This window comes from Pseudomonas sp. S36 (assembly GCF_016647875.1).
Taxonomy (GTDB): domain Bacteria; phylum Pseudomonadota; class Gammaproteobacteria; order Pseudomonadales; family Pseudomonadaceae; genus Aquipseudomonas; species Aquipseudomonas parafulva.
Genome location: NZ_JACVVG010000009.1, coordinates 100,148 through 116,926, shown reverse-complemented (window position 1 = coordinate 116,926; position 16,779 = coordinate 100,148). Strand labels below are relative to the sequence as shown.

The window sequence follows — 16,779 nt, the reverse complement described above, 5'->3', positions numbered from 1 at the left end:
CCTTTATCAGCCGATGGAAATCATTTCGAAGTCACCCTTGCCCACGCCGCAATCCGGGCATAGCCAATCCTCCGGCACGTCTTCCCATCGGGTGCCAGGGGCGATGCCGTCGTCAGGCCAGCCAGCAGCCTCGTCATAGATCAGGCCGCAGACAATACATTGCCACTTCTTCATAGAGACGCGTTTCCTCGGTTCAGGCTTGGTCAGGTTCGTGGTGGCACTCAGGTGGTGCCTGCACGGCCGGCTATTATGCTAGCAGCCGGGGCAATCATGCTAAGCTCGCGGCCTCTTTGGTTGTTACAAGCAGACCGACGTGTCGTACGCCTCCCCGCAAGCAGCCGCTGTCGCGTGGCTACCGTATTCACAGCTGGCCACCCCCCTCGACCAGCCCATTCTGGACTGGCTGCTGGATGAGGGGTCACTGACCCGCCGTCTGACCCGCCTGTCATCCGACCACTTCTCGGTAACCCCGCTGTTCGAGGGCTGGCAGCCCTTGCGCCTGGATGAATGCCAGGCGCTGGGCATTGCCGAGGGTGCCGAAGGCTGGGTACGCGAGGTGTTCCTGCGTGGTCATGGCCAGCCGTGGGTGTTTGCCCGCAGCGTCGCCAGCCGCAGCGCCCTGGAACGCGGCGGGCTGGACCTGGAAACACTCGGCACCCGCTCACTCGGCGAGCTGCTGTTCTGCGACCAGGCGTTCATGCGCCACCCGCTGCAGGTTTGCCGGTACCCCCAGGCCTGGCTACCCGCCGAAGCGGCCGGCGAAGGCCTTTGGGGCCGTCGTTCGCGTTTTTCACGCGACGGGCTGGACCTGCTGGTGGCGGAGGTATTCCTGCCGGCGCTGTGGCAAGCCGCGCAACAGGAGGCCCGCTGATGTACCTGCAACTGCTCAAGTCACTCAACCGGTTGCACCCCCGGGCCTGGGATTTCGTACAGCTCAGCCGCATGGACCGGCCCATCGGCATTTACCTGCTGCTGTGGCCGACGCTGTCGGCGGTGTGGATTGCGGGCAACGGCTCACCGACGCTGGCAAACGTGCTGATCTTCGGCCTGGGCGTGGTGTTGATGCGGGCCGCGGGCTGCTGCATCAACGACTTCGCCGACCGCAAGGTCGACGGGCACGTCAAACGAACCGCAGACCGCCCATTGGCCAGTGGCCGGGTTAAGCCGCGCGAGGCCCTGGCGCTGTTCGCGATACTGGTGGGCGTGAGCTTTGCCCTGGTGTTATGCACCAACAGCCGGACGGTGTGGTTGTCATTTGGCGCGGTAGCACTGGCGTTCTGCTATCCATTCATGAAGCGCTACACCTATTACCCGCAGGTGGTGCTGGGCGCGGCCTATTCCTGGGGCATCCCCATGGCGTTCACCGCAGCCGGTGGCCAACTGCCAGCCGCCGCCTGGTTGCTGTACATCGCCAACCTGCTGTGGACGGTGGGTTACGACACCTATTACGCGATGGTCGACCGTGATGACGACCTGAAGATAGGGGTGAAATCAACCGCCATCCTGTTCGGCGATGCCGACCGGGTGATCATCCTGAGCCTGCAGATGCTGTCGCTGGGGTGCCTGTTGCTGGCGGGCAGCCAGTTCGACCTGGGCGGCTGGTTCCACCTGGGCTTGCTGGGCGCGGCGGTGTGCTTTGCCTGGGAATATTGGTCTACCCGCAAGCTGGACCGCGAGTCCTGCTTCAAGGCGTTCTTGCACAACCACTGGGCGGGCATGCTGATCTTTATCGGCGTGGTGCTGGATTATGCGCTGCGCTGAAAGCGTGGGCCGTTCACCGCTACGGCCCCGCCCACCCTGGCCCAGTCATGGAATGTAGCCAGAACCGCCAATACCCTGTCACACAGCTGCAATAATTCCGTTATCTAATGCGGGGCCAAGACAGCGAATCCAGGAGAGGTTTTGAGCATGGTTGGCAGAAACATTCTGATCGTCGACGACGAAGCGCCTATTCGCGAGATGATTGCCGTCGCCCTGGAAATGGCCGGTTATGACTGCCTGGAGGCAGAAAACTCGCAACAGGCCCACGCGATCATCGTCGATCGCAAACCAGACCTGATCCTGCTCGACTGGATGCTGCCCGGTACCTCGGGTATCGAGCTCGCCCGGCGCCTGAAGCGCGATGAGCTGACCGGTGACATCCCGATCATCATGCTCACCGCCAAAGGTGAAGAGGACAACAAGATCCAGGGCCTGGAGGTGGGTGCAGACGACTACATCACCAAGCCGTTCTCGCCGCGTGAGCTGGTGGCGCGCCTCAAGGCCGTGCTGCGCCGCACCGGCCCGAGCGACAGCGAAGCACCGATTGAAGTCGGCGGCCTGCTGCTCGACCCCATCAGCCACCGCGTCACCATCGATGGCAAGCCCGCTGAAATGGGCCCTACCGAATACCGCCTGCTGCAATTCTTCATGACCCACCAGGAACGTGCGTACACCCGCGGCCAACTGCTCGATCAGGTCTGGGGTGGCAATGTGTATGTGGAAGAACGCACCGTCGATGTGCATATCCGCCGCCTGCGCAAAGCCCTGGGTGAGGCCTACGAAAATCTGGTACAAACCGTACGCGGTACCGGCTACCGCTTCTCCACCAAGAGCTAGCTGCAAGCCATTCGTTTCAAGCTAGAAAAAGGACTATCAGCATCACAGATCCGCTTCATCTTGCAGCTTGAAGCTCGCAACGTGCCGCCGGATCCGAAGGATTCCCCCCAAATTGAACCAGAACTGGCACGCGACGCTGATTCGCCACCTGCTGCTGCTGATTACGCTCTGCCTGATCGGCGGGCTGGTCAGTGGCTACTACGGCTGGAGCCTGGCCATCGGCCTTGCGCTCTACCTGGGCTGGACCCTCAAGCAATTGCTGCGCCTGCACGACTGGCTGCGCAACCATCAGCCCGATGAGGCCCCCCCCGATGGCTACGGCCTGTGGGGCGAAGTGTTCGACAGCATCTACCACCTGCAGCGCCGCGATCAGCGTGTACGCGGCAGGCTGCAGGCTGTGATCGACAGGGTGCAGGAGTCCACCGCGGCGCTGCGCGACGCCGTGATCATGCTCGACAGCCACGGTAACCTTGAATGGTGGAACCGTGCTGCCGAAACCCTGCTGGGCTTCAAGACCCCCCAGGATGGCGGCCAGCAGGTGACCAACCTGGTGCGCCACCCGCGCTTCAAGGAGTACTTCGAGGCCGAAAACTATCTTGAGCCCCTGGAAATCCCTTCACCGATCAACGACCGCATGCGGGTGCAGCTGCACATCACCCGTTACGGCAACAACGAACACCTCATGCTGGTGCGAGATGTCACCCGTATTCATCAGCTTGAACAGATGCGCAAGGATTTCGTCGCCAACGTTTCCCACGAACTGCGCACGCCACTGACTGTGATCACCGGCTACCTGGAAACCCTGCTGGACAACGTAGAAGACGTGAACCCACGCTGGCGCCGCGCTTTGCAGCAGATGAGCCAACAGGGCTCGCGCATGCAGACCCTGCTCAACGACCTGCTGCTGCTGGCCAAGCTGGAGGCCACCGACTACCCCTCAGACAACCAGCCCGTGGCGGTCGATGCCCTGCTCGCCGCGATCAGGAACGATGCCCAGGCACTGTCCGGCGGGCGCAACCAGCGCATTACCCTGGACGCAACGCCAGGGGTGCGGCTCAAAGGCAGCGAATCGGAGCTGCGTAGTGCGTTTTCCAACCTGGTGTTCAACGCCGTCAAGTACACCCAGGACGAAGGCAACATCCGTATCCGCCTGTGGGTCGATGCCCAGGGTGCGCACCTGTCGGTGCAGGACTCGGGGGTGGGCATCGACGCCAAGCACTTGCCTCGCCTGACCGAGCGGTTCTACCGCGTGGACTCCAGCCGGGCCTCCAACACCGGCGGCACCGGGCTTGGTCTGGCGATCGTCAAGCATGTGCTGATGCGCCACCGCGGCAAACTTGAGATCAGCAGCGTGCCTGGCCACGGCAGCACCTTCACCTGTCATTTTGCGCCGGTACAATTGGCCAGCGACAAAGGCTGAAGCGGCTGCCTCACAGGCAGATGAACCCGTCACCCTTTGCTTTTGCAGCACCAGCCGCTACATTGGACCCCCAGTGCCGGCTGGAGCCGGCATTTTTCTTCCTACCTCATAGACGGACCCCGTAAAAACTCCATCATGGACCCTTCCCCTGGTATCAGCCTCACCTCTCTGTTCGCCGATTTCGGCATGATCATCTTTGCTTTGCTCCTGGTACTGCTCAACGGCTTCTTCGTTGCGGCAGAATTCGCCATGGTCAAACTGCGTGCCACGCGTGTGGAGTCCATTGCCGAGCAGCACGGCTGGCGCGGCAGCATCCTGCGCAAAGTGCACAACCAGCTCGACGCCTACCTCTCGGCCTGCCAGCTGGGTATCACCCTCGCCTCGCTGGGCCTGGGCTGGGTGGGCGAGCCGGCATTTGCCCACCTGCTCGAGCCGCTGCTGGCCTACATGGGCGTGGATACGCCCGAGCTGATCAAGGCGGTGTCGTTCTTTGTCGCCTTCTTCGTGATTTCGTACCTGCACATCGTGATCGGTGAGCTGGCGCCGAAGTCCTGGGCCATCCGCAAGCCTGAGCTGCTGTCGTTGTGGACGGCGGTGCCGCTGTACCTGTTCTACTGGCTGATGTACCCGGCCATCTACCTGCTCAACGCCAGCGCCAATACCATTTTGCGCATTGCCGGCCAGGGTGAGCCAGGGCCCCACCACGAACACCATTACAGCCGTGAAGAACTCAAGCTGATCCTGCACTCCAGCCGTGGCCAGGACCCCAGCGACCAAGGCATGCGCGTGCTGGCCTCGGCCGTGGAAATGGGCGAGCTGGAGGTGGTGGACTGGGCCAACTCCCGCGAGGACATGGTCAGCATCGATGCCCATGCCCCGCTGAAGCAGATTCTAGGGCTGATACGCCGCCACAAGTTCAGCCGCTACCCGGTGTACGACGCCGAGCGCGAGGAATTCACCGGCCTGTTGCACATCAAGGACCTGCTGCTGGAGCTGGCCGAGCTGGAACAGCTGCCAGAAACCATCGACCTGGAAGACCTGGCTCGCCCGCTGGAGCGCGTCTCGCGGCACATGCCGCTGTCCCAGTTGCTGGAGCAGTTCCGCAAGGGTGGTGCCCACTTTGTGCTGGTGGAAGAGGCCGACGGCAAGGTCATCGGCTACCTGACCATGGAAGACGTTCTGGAAGTGCTGGTCGGCGACATTCAGGACGAGCACCGCAAGACCGAACGCGGCATCCTGGCCTACCAGCCGGGCAAGCTATTGGTGCGTGGCGACACCCCGCTGTTCAAGGTGGAACGCCTGCTGGGTGTGGACCTGGACCATATCGAGGCCGAGACGCTGGCCGGGTTGATCTATGAAACGCTCAAGCGCGTGCCTGAAGAGGAAGAAGTGCTGGAGGTCGAAGGGTTGCGCATCATCATCAAGAAGATGAAAGGGCCGAAGATCGTACTGGCCAAGGTGCTCAAGCTGGACTGAGGCTAACCGGGCTGTGCGTCAGCCCCTCATGCCCTCACGGGTTGCCTGCGGTGTAGTCAGGCGACCCGCTGATCGGCTTGTCGAACCGGTAGGGTATCGATTCCACAGCCAGCCCCACGTTGCGTTGCACCACAAAATGCAGGTGCGGGCCGGTGCTGTTGCCGGTGTTGCCTGATTTGGCCAGCACTTGCCCCTGCCGCACCCGCTGGCCAGGGGTAACTACCACCGAGCCGCGCATCAGGTGCAGGTACACGCCCATCGTCCCGTCCGGGTGCAGGATCCGCACAAAGTTGCCCGACGGGTTCTCGCCCCGCCCGCTCTGGCTGTTCTGCAGGCTCACCACCACCCCTTCCCGCGCAGCCACGATCGTGGTGCCTTCAGGCATGGCGATATCCATGGCATAACGCCCCTTGGGCCCGAAATGGCTGACCCGCCCGTTTGGCCCCTGGCTTATGCGAAAGGGCCCACCTACCCAGGGGAAAGCATAGCGATAGCCCTGCGGGCGCGCCCCGGGGTCGCCCATGGCCTGCAGCAGGGTGGAGCGATAATTGAGCAGGGTACCGGGCCGGCCCCGCAGCACGCTGAGCATTTGCGTTGACCGCGGCGGCAGCACACGCCGCACGATGCGCGGTGCATTGCCACCCTGCGCGTTCACCAGGTTGTCCAGGCGCAGCTCCACCTGCACGGCTACCGGCAGCTCGTTGCGCGCCGAAAAACTCACCCCGCCCTGAAACACGATGGCGTTGAGGCGCACGTCTTCGGGCTGGATCTCGATCATGGATTCGTCCGACAGCATGGCCTTCACCCCAGGCCCTGGGCGGTCGGCATAGGACACCGCACCCGATGCATCGGTGACAGGGTGCAGCGTCACCGCCAGGCTCGACGCCGAGGCCAGGAGCAACGCGCAAACAAGCAGCAGGCGTGCAGGCATGATAGTGGCTTTTTGACAGTTGGCGATCTGTCGAAGCCTAGCAGCGGGTTACGCGATGACCATGGCAGTTGGTCGGATGGCACAGGCCCCTGGCGAAGCCGGCCACCCGCAGAACCGTGCGTCAGGCGCCCGGGGTGAAGTGTTTCTGGGCAGTGCCGCGGGCAATCAGCCGCGACAGGTAATCGAGCTTCTGGGCGTCCTGGTCGACGAATTTGAACGTGAGTTGCAGCCAGTCGCTGTCAGGTTTCGGTTCAAATGCAACGATCGCGTGCAGGTAGCCGTTCAAGCGGGCGACCTCGGCGTTCTCGCCTTGCTCCAGGTCCAGCACGGCCCCTTCGAGCACCTGGGGCAGGGTTTCACTGCGCCGCACCACCAGCAGCGCCTCCTTCAGGCTCAGCGCCTTGATTACACAAGGCTGAGCGCCGCTGGCAAGGCGCAGCTGGCCCTGCCCGCGGCCACTGGGTGCAGCGGCAGGTGCAGCGGCTGCAGGCCTGGCTGCGCTGGGCACCGGCTTGGCGGGCGCTGGCGCGGCAACCTTCACCGCCTCCGGTTTGCCGGCAGTGAGGGCGTTGAGCGAGTCGTTGGCGAATGCCCCGCTGGAGCGTGCCGGCGCAGGCGCCATCAGGCTGTCGAGCTTGCCGATCTTGGCCAAGGCCTTTTTCACCTTGGTCAGCAGTTGTTCGTTGGTGAACGGCTTGCCGACGAAATCGGAAACCCCTGCCTGGATCGCCTGGATCACGTTTTCCTTGTCGCCGCGGCTGGTCACCATGATGAACTGAAGGTGTTTAAGCTCCGGTTGCTGGCGACACCAGGTGAGCAGTTCCAGGCCCGACATCTCTGGCATCTCCCAGTCGCAGAGCACCAGGTCGAAAGGCTCCTTGCCCAGCAGAGCCATGGCTTTACGGCCATTCACAGCGTCATCTATGGTCATGCCGGGGAAGGCATTGCGCAGGCACTTGCGGACCAGGTCGCGGATAAACGGGGCGTCATCCACGACCAGCACATTCACTTTACTCATCGATACTCCTTCTGATCCCGACTAGCCTACTGCCAATTGCTGGCCACTTGCTACTGCCTATCCAACGTCGGGACTTTTCCAACGGTTCGCCACGGCCCTGCTGGCTCTACGACCACAAACGAAAACGCCCGGCAGAGGCCGGGCGTCGATGCTCGGGAGCAACCTTATTTATCGTCCGCTTCACCCGGAACATTAGCTTTTTCGCCATCCACCGCCGCGCTGCCCTGCACTTCTGCAGTCATGCGCTTGAGGCCCATGTGGCGCACATCGGTGCCGCGTACCAGGTAAATGACCAGTTCGGAGATGTTACGCGCGTGGTCGCCGATGCGCTCCAGCGAACGCAGCGCCCAGATCACGCTGAGTACCCGGGAGATCGACCGCGGGTCTTCCATCATGTAGGTCACCAGCTCGCGCAGCGCCGTCTTGTATTCGCGATCGATGGTCTTGTCGTATTGGGCTACCGACAAGGCCAGGTCGGCATCAAACCTTGCAAAGGCATCCAGGGCATCGCGCACCATGTTGCGCACCTGGTCACCGATGTGTCGTACTTCGACGTAGCCACGGGGCGACTCGCCCTCCTCGCACAACTGGATGGCCCGGCGAGCGATCTTGGTGGATTCGTCGCCGATGCGCTCCAGGTCGATCACCGACTTGGAGATGCTGATGATCAGGCGCAGGTCGGAGGCAGCGGGCTGACGACGGGCCAGAATGCGCACGCACTCTTCGTCGATGTTGCGCTCCATCTGGTTGATCTGCTCATCCACTTCGCGCACTTGCTGGGCCAGCCCGGAGTCCGCCTCGATGAGGGCCGTCACGGCATCATTGACCTGCTTTTCCACCAGCCCGCCCATGGCCAGCAGATGGCTGCGCACTTCCTCGAGCTCGGCGTTGAACTGCTGAGAGATATGGTGGGTAAGGCTTTCTTTGTTGATCATCCGGTCGCTCCGCTAAGCTGCAAGCTTCAAGCTGCAAGCTTCAAGTAGTTCGTGTTGTTCACTAGCTCAGTGCTAGCCGCAGCCGCTTTGACTTGCAGCTTGCCGCTTGTAGCTTGCGGCTTGCGGCTTGCGGCTTGCCGCTGCTAGCCGTAGCGACCGGTGATGTAGTCTTCGGTCTGCTTCTTCGCAGGGTTGGTGAACAGGGTGTCGGTGTCGCCGAACTCCACCAGCTTGCCCATGTACATGAACGCCGTGTAGTCCGATACCCGCGCGGCCTGCTGCATGTTGTGGGTGACGATGACGATGGTGTACTTGGCTTTCAGTTCGTAGATCAGCTCTTCGACTTTCAGCGTCGAGATCGGGTCCAGCGCCGAGCAAGGTTCATCGAGCAGCAGTACCTCGGGTTCGACGGCGATGGTACGGGCAATCACCAGGCGCTGCTGCTGGCCGCCGGACAAACCCAGCGCCGATTCGTGCAAGCGGTCCTTCACCTCATCCCACAACGCAGCGCCCTTCAGCGCCCACTCCACGGCTTCATCGAGCACGCGCTTTTTGTTGATGCCCTGAATGCGCAGGCCGTACACCACGTTCTCGTAGATGGTCTTGGGGAACGGGTTGGGCTTCTGAAACACCATGCCCACCCGGCGACGCAGCTCGGCCACGTCTTCGCCCTTGCGGTAAATGTTGTTGCCGTAGAGGTTGATTGCACCCTCTACCCGGCAACCGTCGACCAGGTCGTTCATGCGGTTGAAGGTGCGCAGCAGCGTGGACTTGCCGCAGCCCGACGGGCCGATGAAGGCGGTAACGCGCTGCTTGGGGATGTTCAGGCTGACATCGAACAGGGCCTGTTTGTCACCGTAGAACAGGCTCAGGCCCGGTACTTCGATGGCGACCGTTTCTTCGGCCAGGCGCAGGCTCTGCTTGTCGCGGCCCAAGGCAGACATGTCGATGCCGTGGGTGTGATTATCGTGTTGCATCGTCTCACTCCATTCGAAGCTGCAAGCTTCGCGCTGCAAGCTGCAAGTTTGAGCAAAGCGGCAATCAGCTTGAAGCTTGCCGCTTGTGGCTTAAGGCTTGAATTAGCTGTCGAGCGCCTTGTACTTCTCGCGCAGGTGGTTACGAATCCACACTGCCGAAAGGTTCAGCGACGCAATCACCAGCACCAGCAACAGCGCGGTGGCGTACACCAGCGGGCGGGCCGCCTCCACATTGGGGCTCTGGAAGCCCACGTCGTAGATATGGAAGCCCAAGTGCATGATCTTCTGGTCCAGGTGCAGGTACGGGTAGTTGCCATCCACCGGCAGCGAGGGCGCCAGCTTCACTACACCTACCAGCATCAGCGGCGCGACTTCACCGGCAGCGCGTGCCACCGCCAGGATCATGCCGGTCATCATGGCCGGGCTGGCCATGGGCAGGACGATCTTCCACAGCGTCTCGGCCTTGGTGGCGCCCAGCGCCAGCGAGCCTTCACGTACTGTACGCGGGATGCGTGCCAGCCCTTCTTCCGTGGCCACGATCACCACTGGCACCGCCAGCAGCGCCAGGGTCAGCGATGCCCACAGCAGGCCGGGCGTACCCAAGGTAGGTGCCGGCAGGGCCTCTGGGAAGAACAGGCGGTCGATCGACCCGCCCAGCACGTAGACAAAAAAGCCCAGCCCGAACACACCGTAGACGATCGCCGGTACACCGGCCAGGTTGTTCACCGCGATGCGAATCAGGCGCGTCACAGGGCCCTGGCGCGCGTACTCACGCAGGTACACCGCCGCAAGTACACCGAACGGGGTGACGATCACCGCCATGATCAGGGTCATCATCACGGTGCCGAAGATAGCCGGGAAAATCCCGCCTTCGGTGTTGGCTTCACGCGGGTCGTCGCTGAGGAATTCCCAGACCTTGCCGAAGTAGGTGCCCAGCTTGGTGAAGCCGGACATGGCATTGGGCTGGATGGCATGCACCACCTTGCTCAGGTTGATTTCAACCTCCCGGCCATTGCCATCACGCGCCACCAGGCTGTCGCGGGCGAAAGCCTGGTGCAGGCCGGTCAGGCGCTCTTCCACGGCCTTGTAGCGGCTGTTCAGCTCGGCCCTGTCAGCGTCCATGTCAGCCTGGGCCGCGGCGTCCAGCTTGCCTTCCAGCTCAAGCTTGCGGGCCTGCAGGCGCAGACGTTCCAGGCCATGGTTGATGGCGCCGATGTCTTTCTTTTCCAGCGCCTGCAGCTGCCTGTTGAGCGTGTTGGCGCGCTGCAGGCGAGCCTGCAGTTCACCCCAGGCAGCGGGCCCCTGGGCGACCACACGGCCTTCTTCCTTGACGCTGACCAGGTAGCCGTAGAAGTTGCCCCACTCGCGACGCTCAAGGGCCATCAGCTCGGACGGGCGTTTTTCATCGACCAGCCATTCGCCCACCACCCAGGTGAAGTCGCTGCCGTTGAGGTCGCGGTTACCTACCTTGATCAACTCGCGGGTCATGAACTCCGGGCCCTGGTCGGGCACCGGCAGGCCGGCGCCCTTCAGGCGCGCACGCGGCACTTCTTCCTGCTGCACCACCTCGCCGATGACGGTCTGCTGCGCCTGGCCCGGCACCTTGTAGGTGGCCTGAACCAGGTCTGCCGGCCAGAAGTGGCCCAGCCCGCGTACGGCAATGACCGCCAGCAGCCCGACGGTCATGATCACCGCCATGGCCACCGCGCCACCGCTCATCCATACGCCGGGGGCGCCGCTCTTGAACCAGCCTTTGAGGGAATCCTTTTTCACGGATCGCTACCTTTCTATCAAAGCGACGAGTATTTCTTGCGCAGACGCTGGCGAATCAGCTCGGCCAAGGTGTTCATGACGAAGGTGAACATCAGCAGCACCAGGGCGGCCAGGAACAGCACCCGGTAATGGCTACCGCCGACTTCCGACTCCGGCATCTCCACGGCCACGTTGGCGGCCAGGGTGCGCATGCCCTCGAACAGGTTCATTTCCATCACTGGGGTGTTGCCAGTGGCCATCAGCACGATCATGGTTTCGCCTACCGCCCGGCCCATACCGATCATCAGCGCCGAGAAGATACCGGGGCTGGCGGTAAGGATGACCACGCGGGTCAGGGTTTGCCAGGGCGTCGCACCCAGGGCCAGCGAGCCCAGGGTGAGGCTGCGTGGCACGCTGAACACGGCGTCTTCGGCAATGGAGTAGATGTTCGGGATAACCGCAAAGCCCATGGCGATGCCCACCACCATGGCGTTGCGCTGGTCATAGGTGATGCCCAGGTCGTTGGTGATCCACAACCGCATGTCGCCGCCGAAGAACCAGCTTTCCAGGTGCGGGCTCATGGTCAGGGCGAACCAGCCGGTGAGCAGAATGACCGGGATCAGGATCGCGGCTTCCCAGCCATCGGGCACACGCAGGCGCAGCGACTCGGGCAGCCTGCTCCAGGTGAACCCTGCCAGCAGGATGCCCAGCGGCATCAGCAGGAACAGGCTGAACACGCCTGGCAGGTGGCCTTCCAGGTACGGCGCCAGGAACAGGCCGGCGAAGAACCCGAGGATGACCGTGGGCATGGCTTCCATCAGCTCGATCACCGGCTTGACCTTGCGGCGCATGCCCGGGGCCATGAAGTAGGCCGTGTAGATAGCAGCAGCGATGGCCAGCGGGGCCGCCAGGATCATGGCGTAGAACGCCGCCTTCAGCGTACCGAAGGTGAGCGGAGACAGGCTGAGCTTGGGCTCGAAGTCGGTGTTCGAAGCCGTCGACTGCCAGACGTACTTGGGCTCATCGTAGTTTTCGTACCACACCTTGCCCCACAGCGCGCTGAAGGATACCTCTGGGTGCGGGTTGCGCAGGCTCAGCGGCAGCAGCTTGCCCGCTTCTTCGATGATGATGCGGTTGGCCCGGGGCGACAGGGCGAGGATACCCGCGCCAGGGGCTACGGGTTCCACCAGCAAGGTGCGGTGTGCGGTGCTGTGGAACACGCCCAGCTTGCCGTCTGCATCCAGGGCGATGAAGCCCTTGCGGCGCTCCTCGGCGTCAATCTGCACGATAGGCGCCGTGCCCATCTGGAACGTCCGAATCTGTTTGAAACGCGACTCGCCATCCGGGTCGCGGGCCATGAACCACTGGGCCAGGCCACCCTCGGAGTTACCCACGATCAGCGAAATGCCACCGACCAGCTGGGTGGTCGCGGTCACTTCGGTGCCGGCGTTTTCAGACAGCTTGTAGCGGCCATTAAGGCTTTTGTCGCGCAGGCTGAACACGTCCGCGCTGGCGCGGCCGTTGATTACGTACAACCACTGCTGACGGGGGTCGATGAAGATGTTTTTCACCGTTTCGGTCATTTGCGGCAGGGCGATACGGTTCTGCTCGGTGGTGACCTCGTCGGTCATCATGTTTTCGCTACGGGTCAGCGCCAGTACCTGCAACTGGGCCCCGGTCGAGCCGGCCAGCAGCAGGGTGTCACCATTGACGTTGACGCTGACGTGGTCCAGCCCACGGCCCTGCTCGTCCAGCACAAAGGGCTGTTCCCCATACGGGTAGTCGATGCCGGGGGTGATGGTCTTGTGGTTGTCCGGGTAGGTGATCTTGTAGCTGTGGTGGAACACCAGCGCCTGGCCGTTGGACAGGCCCAACACCACCACCGGGCTGCCCGGCTGGTCGGCACCAATGGATGTGACCTGGGTGCCGGTGGGCACGGGCAAGTCCACACGCTTGAGTTCATTACCCGTCTTGGTTTCGAAAAACAGCGCCTGGCCTTTGTCCGAAACGCGCATGCCAACCAGGTTCTGCTCTTCAAGGGCGATCATCAGCGGCTTGCCGGCATCCTGCTGCAGCCAGGCCGGGGCCAGGGCTTGCTTTTTGGTCAGCTCGGCGCCCTGGAACAACGGCAGCACCACGTAGGCCAGGTAGAAGAAGATCAACGTGATGGCGGCCAGCACAGCAAGCCCGCCCACCAGTACGTACCAGCGGGTCAGGCGGTCCTTCAAGGCGCGAATGCGCCGCTTGCGTTGCAGCTCTGGCGTATTGAAATCAATGCGCACAGGCTGGGAATTTTGGGTCATTGTGGAGTTGGCCAGATCATTCATGGGCACACCCTAGCGGTCCCGTATGACAAAAACATGACAATGCGATGACGCACGGAAGCCCGACGCACAGTAAGCCTGGCTTCGGGCTGGGAGTTGTGAAAGAGGCCGGTTTACCCCGGCCCCTCCATTGGTCAATTACTGCTTGGCAACATTACCGGCGTGGGACAGGCCCAGGTCAGCCAGGGTCTTGTCGACCACCTTGGCCGGCAGCGGAATGTAGCCGTCCTTCACCACCACCTGCTGACCGGCCTGCGACAGCACCAGCTTGACGAACTCGGCTTCCAGCGGCGCCAGCGGCTTGTTCGGCGCCTTGTTGACGTAGACGTACAGGAAGCGCGAGAGCGGGTAGCTGCCGTTCAGGGCGTTGGTCTCGTTGTCTTCGATGAACTCCCCGCCTTCTTTCTTGGCCAGGGCTACGGTCTTGACGCTGGCGGTCTTGTAGCCGATGCCCGAGTAGCCGATGCCGTTCAGCGACGAGCTGATCGACTGCACCACCGAAGCCGAGCCAGGCTGCTCGTTCACATTAGGCTTGAAGTCGCCCTTGCACAGGGCTTCTTCCTTGAAGTAGCCGTAGGTGCCGGATACCGAGTTGCGGCCGAACAGCTGGATTGGCTTGTTGGCCAGGTCGCCGGTTACACCCACGTCGCCCCAGGTCTTGATGTCAGCCTTGCCGCCGCACAGGCGGGTGGAGGAGAAGATTGCGTCAACCTGGGCCATGGTCAGGCCTTTGATCGGGTTGTCCTTGTGCACGAACACGGCCAGGGCGTCGACAGCCACCGGGATGGCAGTTGGCTTGTAGCCGTATTTCTGCTCGAACGCCTGCAGTTCCACATCCTTCATCTTGCGGCTCATCGGGCCGAGGTTGGCGGTGCCTTCGGTCAGCGCAGGTGGCGCGGTGGAGGAGCCAGCAGCCTGGATCTGGATGTTGACGTTCGGGTATTCCTTTTTGTAGGCCTCGGCCCACAAGGTCATCAGGTTCGCGAGGGTATCGGAACCAACGCTGGAGAGGTTGCCCGAAACACCGGTGGTCTTGGTGTAGGTCGGGATTGCAGGGTCGACAGCAGCTACCGCGTTGGCGGTTGCAACGCCAGCGGCGGCAAAGGTGAGGGCCGCCATCAAACGCTTCAGTTTCATGCCTTGCTCCTAGCAGGAATAGGGGTGTGCAGCAGTGGAACGGGGCCCAGTATCAGCAGCTCGCATGAACAGCATATGACTCGATTGTGACAGTTGGATGAAATGCCATCATTGCACCCTGCCCCTCGGTCAGCGCTTGTTGGCAAGCAGATACACCCCCACTGCCAGCCCTACCCCGCACAACACCGCCACATAATAGGCAGGCGCCATCGGGCTGACTTTCAGCAGGCCGGTCACCGCCATCGGGGTAAGCCCGCCAAAGATCGCGTAGGCCACGTTGTACGAGAACGACAGGCCGCTGAAGCGCACAGCGGCCGGGAACGCCTTGACCATTACGTACGGCACCGCGCCGATCACCCCCACGCACAGGCCGGTCAGCGCATACAGCGGGAACAGCAGCTCAGGCCGGGTGGGCAGGCTGTGGTAGAACGTCCAGGAGCTGGCCAACAGCAGCAGGCTGCCGACCACGAACACCCGGCCCGCGCCAAACCGGTCAGCCAGGCTGCCCGCGCCGATACAGCCGACGCTGAGCAGCACGATGGCCAGGCTGTTGGCCTTGAGCGAGTCGGTGGGGCTGATGTGGTAGAGGCTCTGCAGCAGCGCCGGCGTCATCAGGATGACCACCACGATGCCGGCTGACAGCAGCCAGGTGAGCAGCATCGACAGCAGGATCGGGCCGCGGTGGTCGCGCAGTACGGCGCGCAGTGGCAGCTCTTCGGCCAGTGCCTTGCGCTGCTGCATCTCGGCGAAGACCGGGGTCTCGTGCAGCCAACGGCGCAGGTAAACCGAGAACAGGCCGAACACGCCACCGAGCAGGAACGGGATTCGCCAGGCGTAATCGGCGACTTCCTCCACGCTGTACACGCTGTTGATCAGCGTCGCCACCAGCGAACCGAGCAGAATGCCCGCCGTCAGGCCGGCGGTGAGGGTGCCGCAGGCATAGCCAGTGTTGCGGGCGGGTACATGCTCAGACACGAATACCCAGGCGCCAGGCACCTCGCCACCAATGGCTGCACCCTGCACGACGCGCATGAGCAACAGCAGAATCGGCGCCCACAAGCCAATCTGCGCATAGGTAGGCAACAGGCCCATGATCAGCGTGGGCAAGGCCATCATGAAGATGCTCAGGGTGAACATCTTCTTGCGCCCCAGCAGGTCGCCGAAGTGGGCCATGATGATGCCGCCCAGCGGGCGCGCCAGGTAACCTGCGGCAAAGATGCCGAAGGTTTGCATCAGGCGCAGCCACTCCGGCATGTCGGCAGGGAAGAACAACTTGCCCACCACGGTGGCGAAGAACACGAAGATGATGAAGTCGTAGAACTCCAGCGCCCCGCCCAGTGCAGACAGCGAAAGGGTCTTGTAGTCATTGCGGGTCAGCGGCCGTGGGGCCTGCTCGATACTGCTGGGCACGGAAGTCATTGCGGGGCGTTCTCTTTATAAGGCGTGCGGGCCGCTTGGCATGCAGCTTCTTGATGTGGGGACAGGCGAAGATAGCAAATTGCCTGGCCAGGCCGAAAGCGATACAAAAACCATACAGATATTCACGAATGTACGGTCGTCGCTTGGGATGATGCTCTATATACTGGCGTTTCGTAGGAAAAGTGTGCTGCTAGCGTGGGATGTTGTGCGAAAACGCCGGTCACTATACTCAGGCGGTTTCGCAGAGTTTCCCTACGGCCGCCCCGTTATACGAAATCGGCGTAGTATGTTGTCAGCTGAATCGTCTACCCGGCCTTTGCGCCACACCAACGAAAAGCGTCACGGGTCAGAGGCCCCACCGCATGATTGAGCTCGAACAAGAAGATCCAATCCCCCAAGGCGACCTGGCCTTGCAGATCACGGCCCTGCCGCGCGAAACCAACGGCTTCGGCGACATCTTCGGCGGCTGGCTGGTCGCGCAGATGGACCTGGCCGGCACCGCCATGGCCAGCCGCGTGGCCGGTGGACGCGTTGCCACCGTGGCCATCGACCGCATGGCGTTTCTGGTACCGGTCGCCGTTGGTGCGCAGCTGTCCTTCTATACCCAGACCCTGGAGATCGGCCGCAGCTCGATCCAGATGATGGTCGAGGTGTGGAGTGACGACCCGTTGTCCAGCGAATGGCGCAAGGTCACCGAAGCCGTCTTCGTGTTCGTCGCCATCGACGGCAGTGGCCGCACCCGCTCCGTCCCTCGTCGCTGAGCCCTGCCGGCGGTAAACTCGTTGCCTGTGC

At 62.6% G+C, this 16,779-nt stretch carries 15 protein-coding genes; 6 read left to right on the top strand and 9 right to left on the bottom strand.

Features of this window, described 5'->3' with window-relative positions; all coding sequences use genetic code 11:
- Positions 1-6: 6 nt before the first annotated feature.
- Positions 7-174, bottom strand: a complete 168-nt coding sequence (locus IAE36_RS07720; RefSeq protein WP_028632875.1) for a rubredoxin — start codon at positions 172-174, stop codon at positions 7-9.
- A 139-nt stretch (positions 175-313) separates the two neighbouring features.
- Between IAE36_RS07720 and IAE36_RS07715 the strand changes: the two genes are divergently transcribed.
- From IAE36_RS07715 to IAE36_RS07695, 5 genes are all read left to right on the top strand, one after another.
- A complete protein-coding gene (locus tag IAE36_RS07715; RefSeq protein WP_201211594.1) occupies positions 314-871 on the top strand; it encodes a chorismate--pyruvate lyase family protein in 558 nt (185 codons plus the stop codon).
- A complete protein-coding gene (ubiA, locus tag IAE36_RS07710; RefSeq protein WP_201211592.1) occupies positions 871-1,761 on the top strand; it encodes a 4-hydroxybenzoate octaprenyltransferase in 891 nt (296 codons plus the stop codon). Before IAE36_RS07715 ends, ubiA begins: the two co-directional genes overlap by 1 nt.
- 147 nt (positions 1,762-1,908) lie before the next feature.
- Complete coding sequence (gene phoB, locus IAE36_RS07705) at positions 1,909-2,598, top strand: phosphate regulon transcriptional regulator PhoB (RefSeq protein ID WP_003253341.1); 690 nt, start codon at positions 1,909-1,911, stop codon at positions 2,596-2,598.
- 112 nt (positions 2,599-2,710) lie between these two features.
- Positions 2,711-4,018 carry a phosphate regulon sensor histidine kinase PhoR gene (phoR, locus tag IAE36_RS07700; protein WP_028632872.1) on the top strand — a complete coding sequence of 436 codons (1,308 nt, stop codon included), beginning with the start codon at positions 2,711-2,713 and terminating at the stop codon, positions 4,016-4,018.
- A 135-nt stretch (positions 4,019-4,153) separates the two neighbouring features.
- Complete coding sequence (locus tag IAE36_RS07695; RefSeq protein ID WP_028632871.1) at positions 4,154-5,494, top strand: hemolysin family protein; 1,341 nt, start codon at positions 4,154-4,156, stop codon at positions 5,492-5,494.
- A gap of 34 nt (positions 5,495-5,528) precedes the next feature.
- On the opposite strand, the gene IAE36_RS07690 is transcribed toward IAE36_RS07695, so the two are convergent.
- The 8 genes from IAE36_RS07690 to IAE36_RS07655 all read right to left on the bottom strand — a co-directional run bounded on the left by IAE36_RS07690 (position 5,529) and on the right by IAE36_RS07655 (position 15,987).
- Positions 5,529-6,425, bottom strand: a complete 897-nt coding sequence (locus IAE36_RS07690) for a M23 family metallopeptidase (protein ID WP_060480920.1) — start codon at positions 6,423-6,425, stop codon at positions 5,529-5,531.
- Positions 6,426-6,546: 121 nt separating this feature from the next.
- Complete coding sequence (locus tag IAE36_RS07685; protein ID WP_201211590.1) at positions 6,547-7,443, bottom strand: response regulator; 897 nt, start codon at positions 7,441-7,443, stop codon at positions 6,547-6,549.
- A 164-nt stretch (positions 7,444-7,607) separates the two neighbouring features.
- Positions 7,608-8,378: a phosphate signaling complex protein PhoU gene (gene phoU, locus IAE36_RS07680; RefSeq protein WP_060480922.1), complete on the bottom strand. Its 771-nt coding sequence runs from the start codon at positions 8,376-8,378 to the stop codon at positions 7,608-7,610.
- 143 nt (positions 8,379-8,521) lie between these two features.
- Positions 8,522-9,355, bottom strand: coding sequence for a phosphate ABC transporter ATP-binding protein PstB (gene pstB, locus IAE36_RS07675; protein WP_201211588.1), 834 nt, complete (start codon positions 9,353-9,355; stop codon positions 8,522-8,524).
- Positions 9,356-9,457: 102 nt separating this feature from the next.
- A complete protein-coding gene (gene pstA / locus IAE36_RS07670; RefSeq protein WP_174435874.1) occupies positions 9,458-11,074 on the bottom strand; it encodes a phosphate ABC transporter permease PstA in 1,617 nt (538 codons plus the stop codon).
- Positions 11,075-11,145: 71 nt separating this feature from the next.
- On the bottom strand, positions 11,146-13,434 hold the full coding sequence (locus tag IAE36_RS07665; protein WP_201211586.1) for an ABC transporter permease subunit: 2,289 nt from the start codon (positions 13,432-13,434) through the stop codon (positions 11,146-11,148).
- Between the two features lie 135 nt (positions 13,435-13,569).
- The gene (locus IAE36_RS07660; RefSeq protein WP_028632864.1) at positions 13,570-14,568 is read right to left on the bottom strand and encodes a phosphate ABC transporter substrate-binding protein PstS; all 999 of its coding nucleotides are present in this window, start codon (positions 14,566-14,568) and stop codon (positions 13,570-13,572) included.
- 129 nt (positions 14,569-14,697) lie between these two features.
- Complete coding sequence (locus IAE36_RS07655; RefSeq protein WP_201162595.1) at positions 14,698-15,987, bottom strand: MFS transporter; 1,290 nt, start codon at positions 15,985-15,987, stop codon at positions 14,698-14,700.
- Between the two features lie 362 nt (positions 15,988-16,349).
- Here IAE36_RS07655 and IAE36_RS07650 point away from each other — a divergent pair, with 362 nt between their 5' ends.
- Entirely contained in the window at positions 16,350-16,748 is a 399-nt protein-coding gene (locus tag IAE36_RS07650; RefSeq protein WP_003253317.1) for an acyl-CoA thioesterase, read from the top strand.
- Positions 16,749-16,779: the final 31 nt, after the last annotated feature.

Excerpts from the sequence above, each read along its gene's own strand:
- IAE36_RS07720 (WP_028632875.1), bottom strand. The coding sequence starts at position 174 with ATGAAGAAGTGGCAATGTATTGTCTGCGGCCTGATCTATGACGAGGCT.
- ubiA (WP_201211592.1), top strand. The coding sequence starts at position 871 with ATGTACCTGCAACTGCTCAAGTCACTCAACCGGTTGCACCCCCGGGCC.
- phoB (WP_003253341.1), top strand. The coding sequence starts at position 1,909 with ATGGTTGGCAGAAACATTCTGATCGTCGACGACGAAGCGCCTATTCGC.
- IAE36_RS07695 (WP_028632871.1), top strand. The coding sequence starts at position 4,154 with ATGGACCCTTCCCCTGGTATCAGCCTCACCTCTCTGTTCGCCGATTTC.
- IAE36_RS07690 (WP_060480920.1), bottom strand. The coding sequence starts at position 6,425 with ATGCCTGCACGCCTGCTGCTTGTTTGCGCGTTGCTCCTGGCCTCGGCG.
- IAE36_RS07685 (WP_201211590.1), bottom strand. The coding sequence starts at position 7,443 with ATGAGTAAAGTGAATGTGCTGGTCGTGGATGACGCCCCGTTTATCCGC.
- phoU (WP_060480922.1), bottom strand. The coding sequence starts at position 8,378 with ATGATCAACAAAGAAAGCCTTACCCACCATATCTCTCAGCAGTTCAAC.
- pstB (WP_201211588.1), bottom strand. The coding sequence starts at position 9,355 with ATGCAACACGATAATCACACCCACGGCATCGACATGTCTGCCTTGGGC.
- pstA (WP_174435874.1), bottom strand. The coding sequence starts at position 11,074 with ATGAGCGGTGGCGCGGTGGCCATGGCGGTGATCATGACCGTCGGGCTG.
- IAE36_RS07665 (WP_201211586.1), bottom strand. The coding sequence starts at position 13,434 with ATGAATGATCTGGCCAACTCCACAATGACCCAAAATTCCCAGCCTGTG.
- IAE36_RS07660 (WP_028632864.1), bottom strand. The coding sequence starts at position 14,568 with ATGAAACTGAAGCGTTTGATGGCGGCCCTCACCTTTGCCGCCGCTGGC.
- IAE36_RS07655 (WP_201162595.1), bottom strand. The coding sequence starts at position 15,987 with ATGACTTCCGTGCCCAGCAGTATCGAGCAGGCCCCACGGCCGCTGACC.
- IAE36_RS07650 (WP_003253317.1), top strand. The coding sequence starts at position 16,350 with ATGATTGAGCTCGAACAAGAAGATCCAATCCCCCAAGGCGACCTGGCC.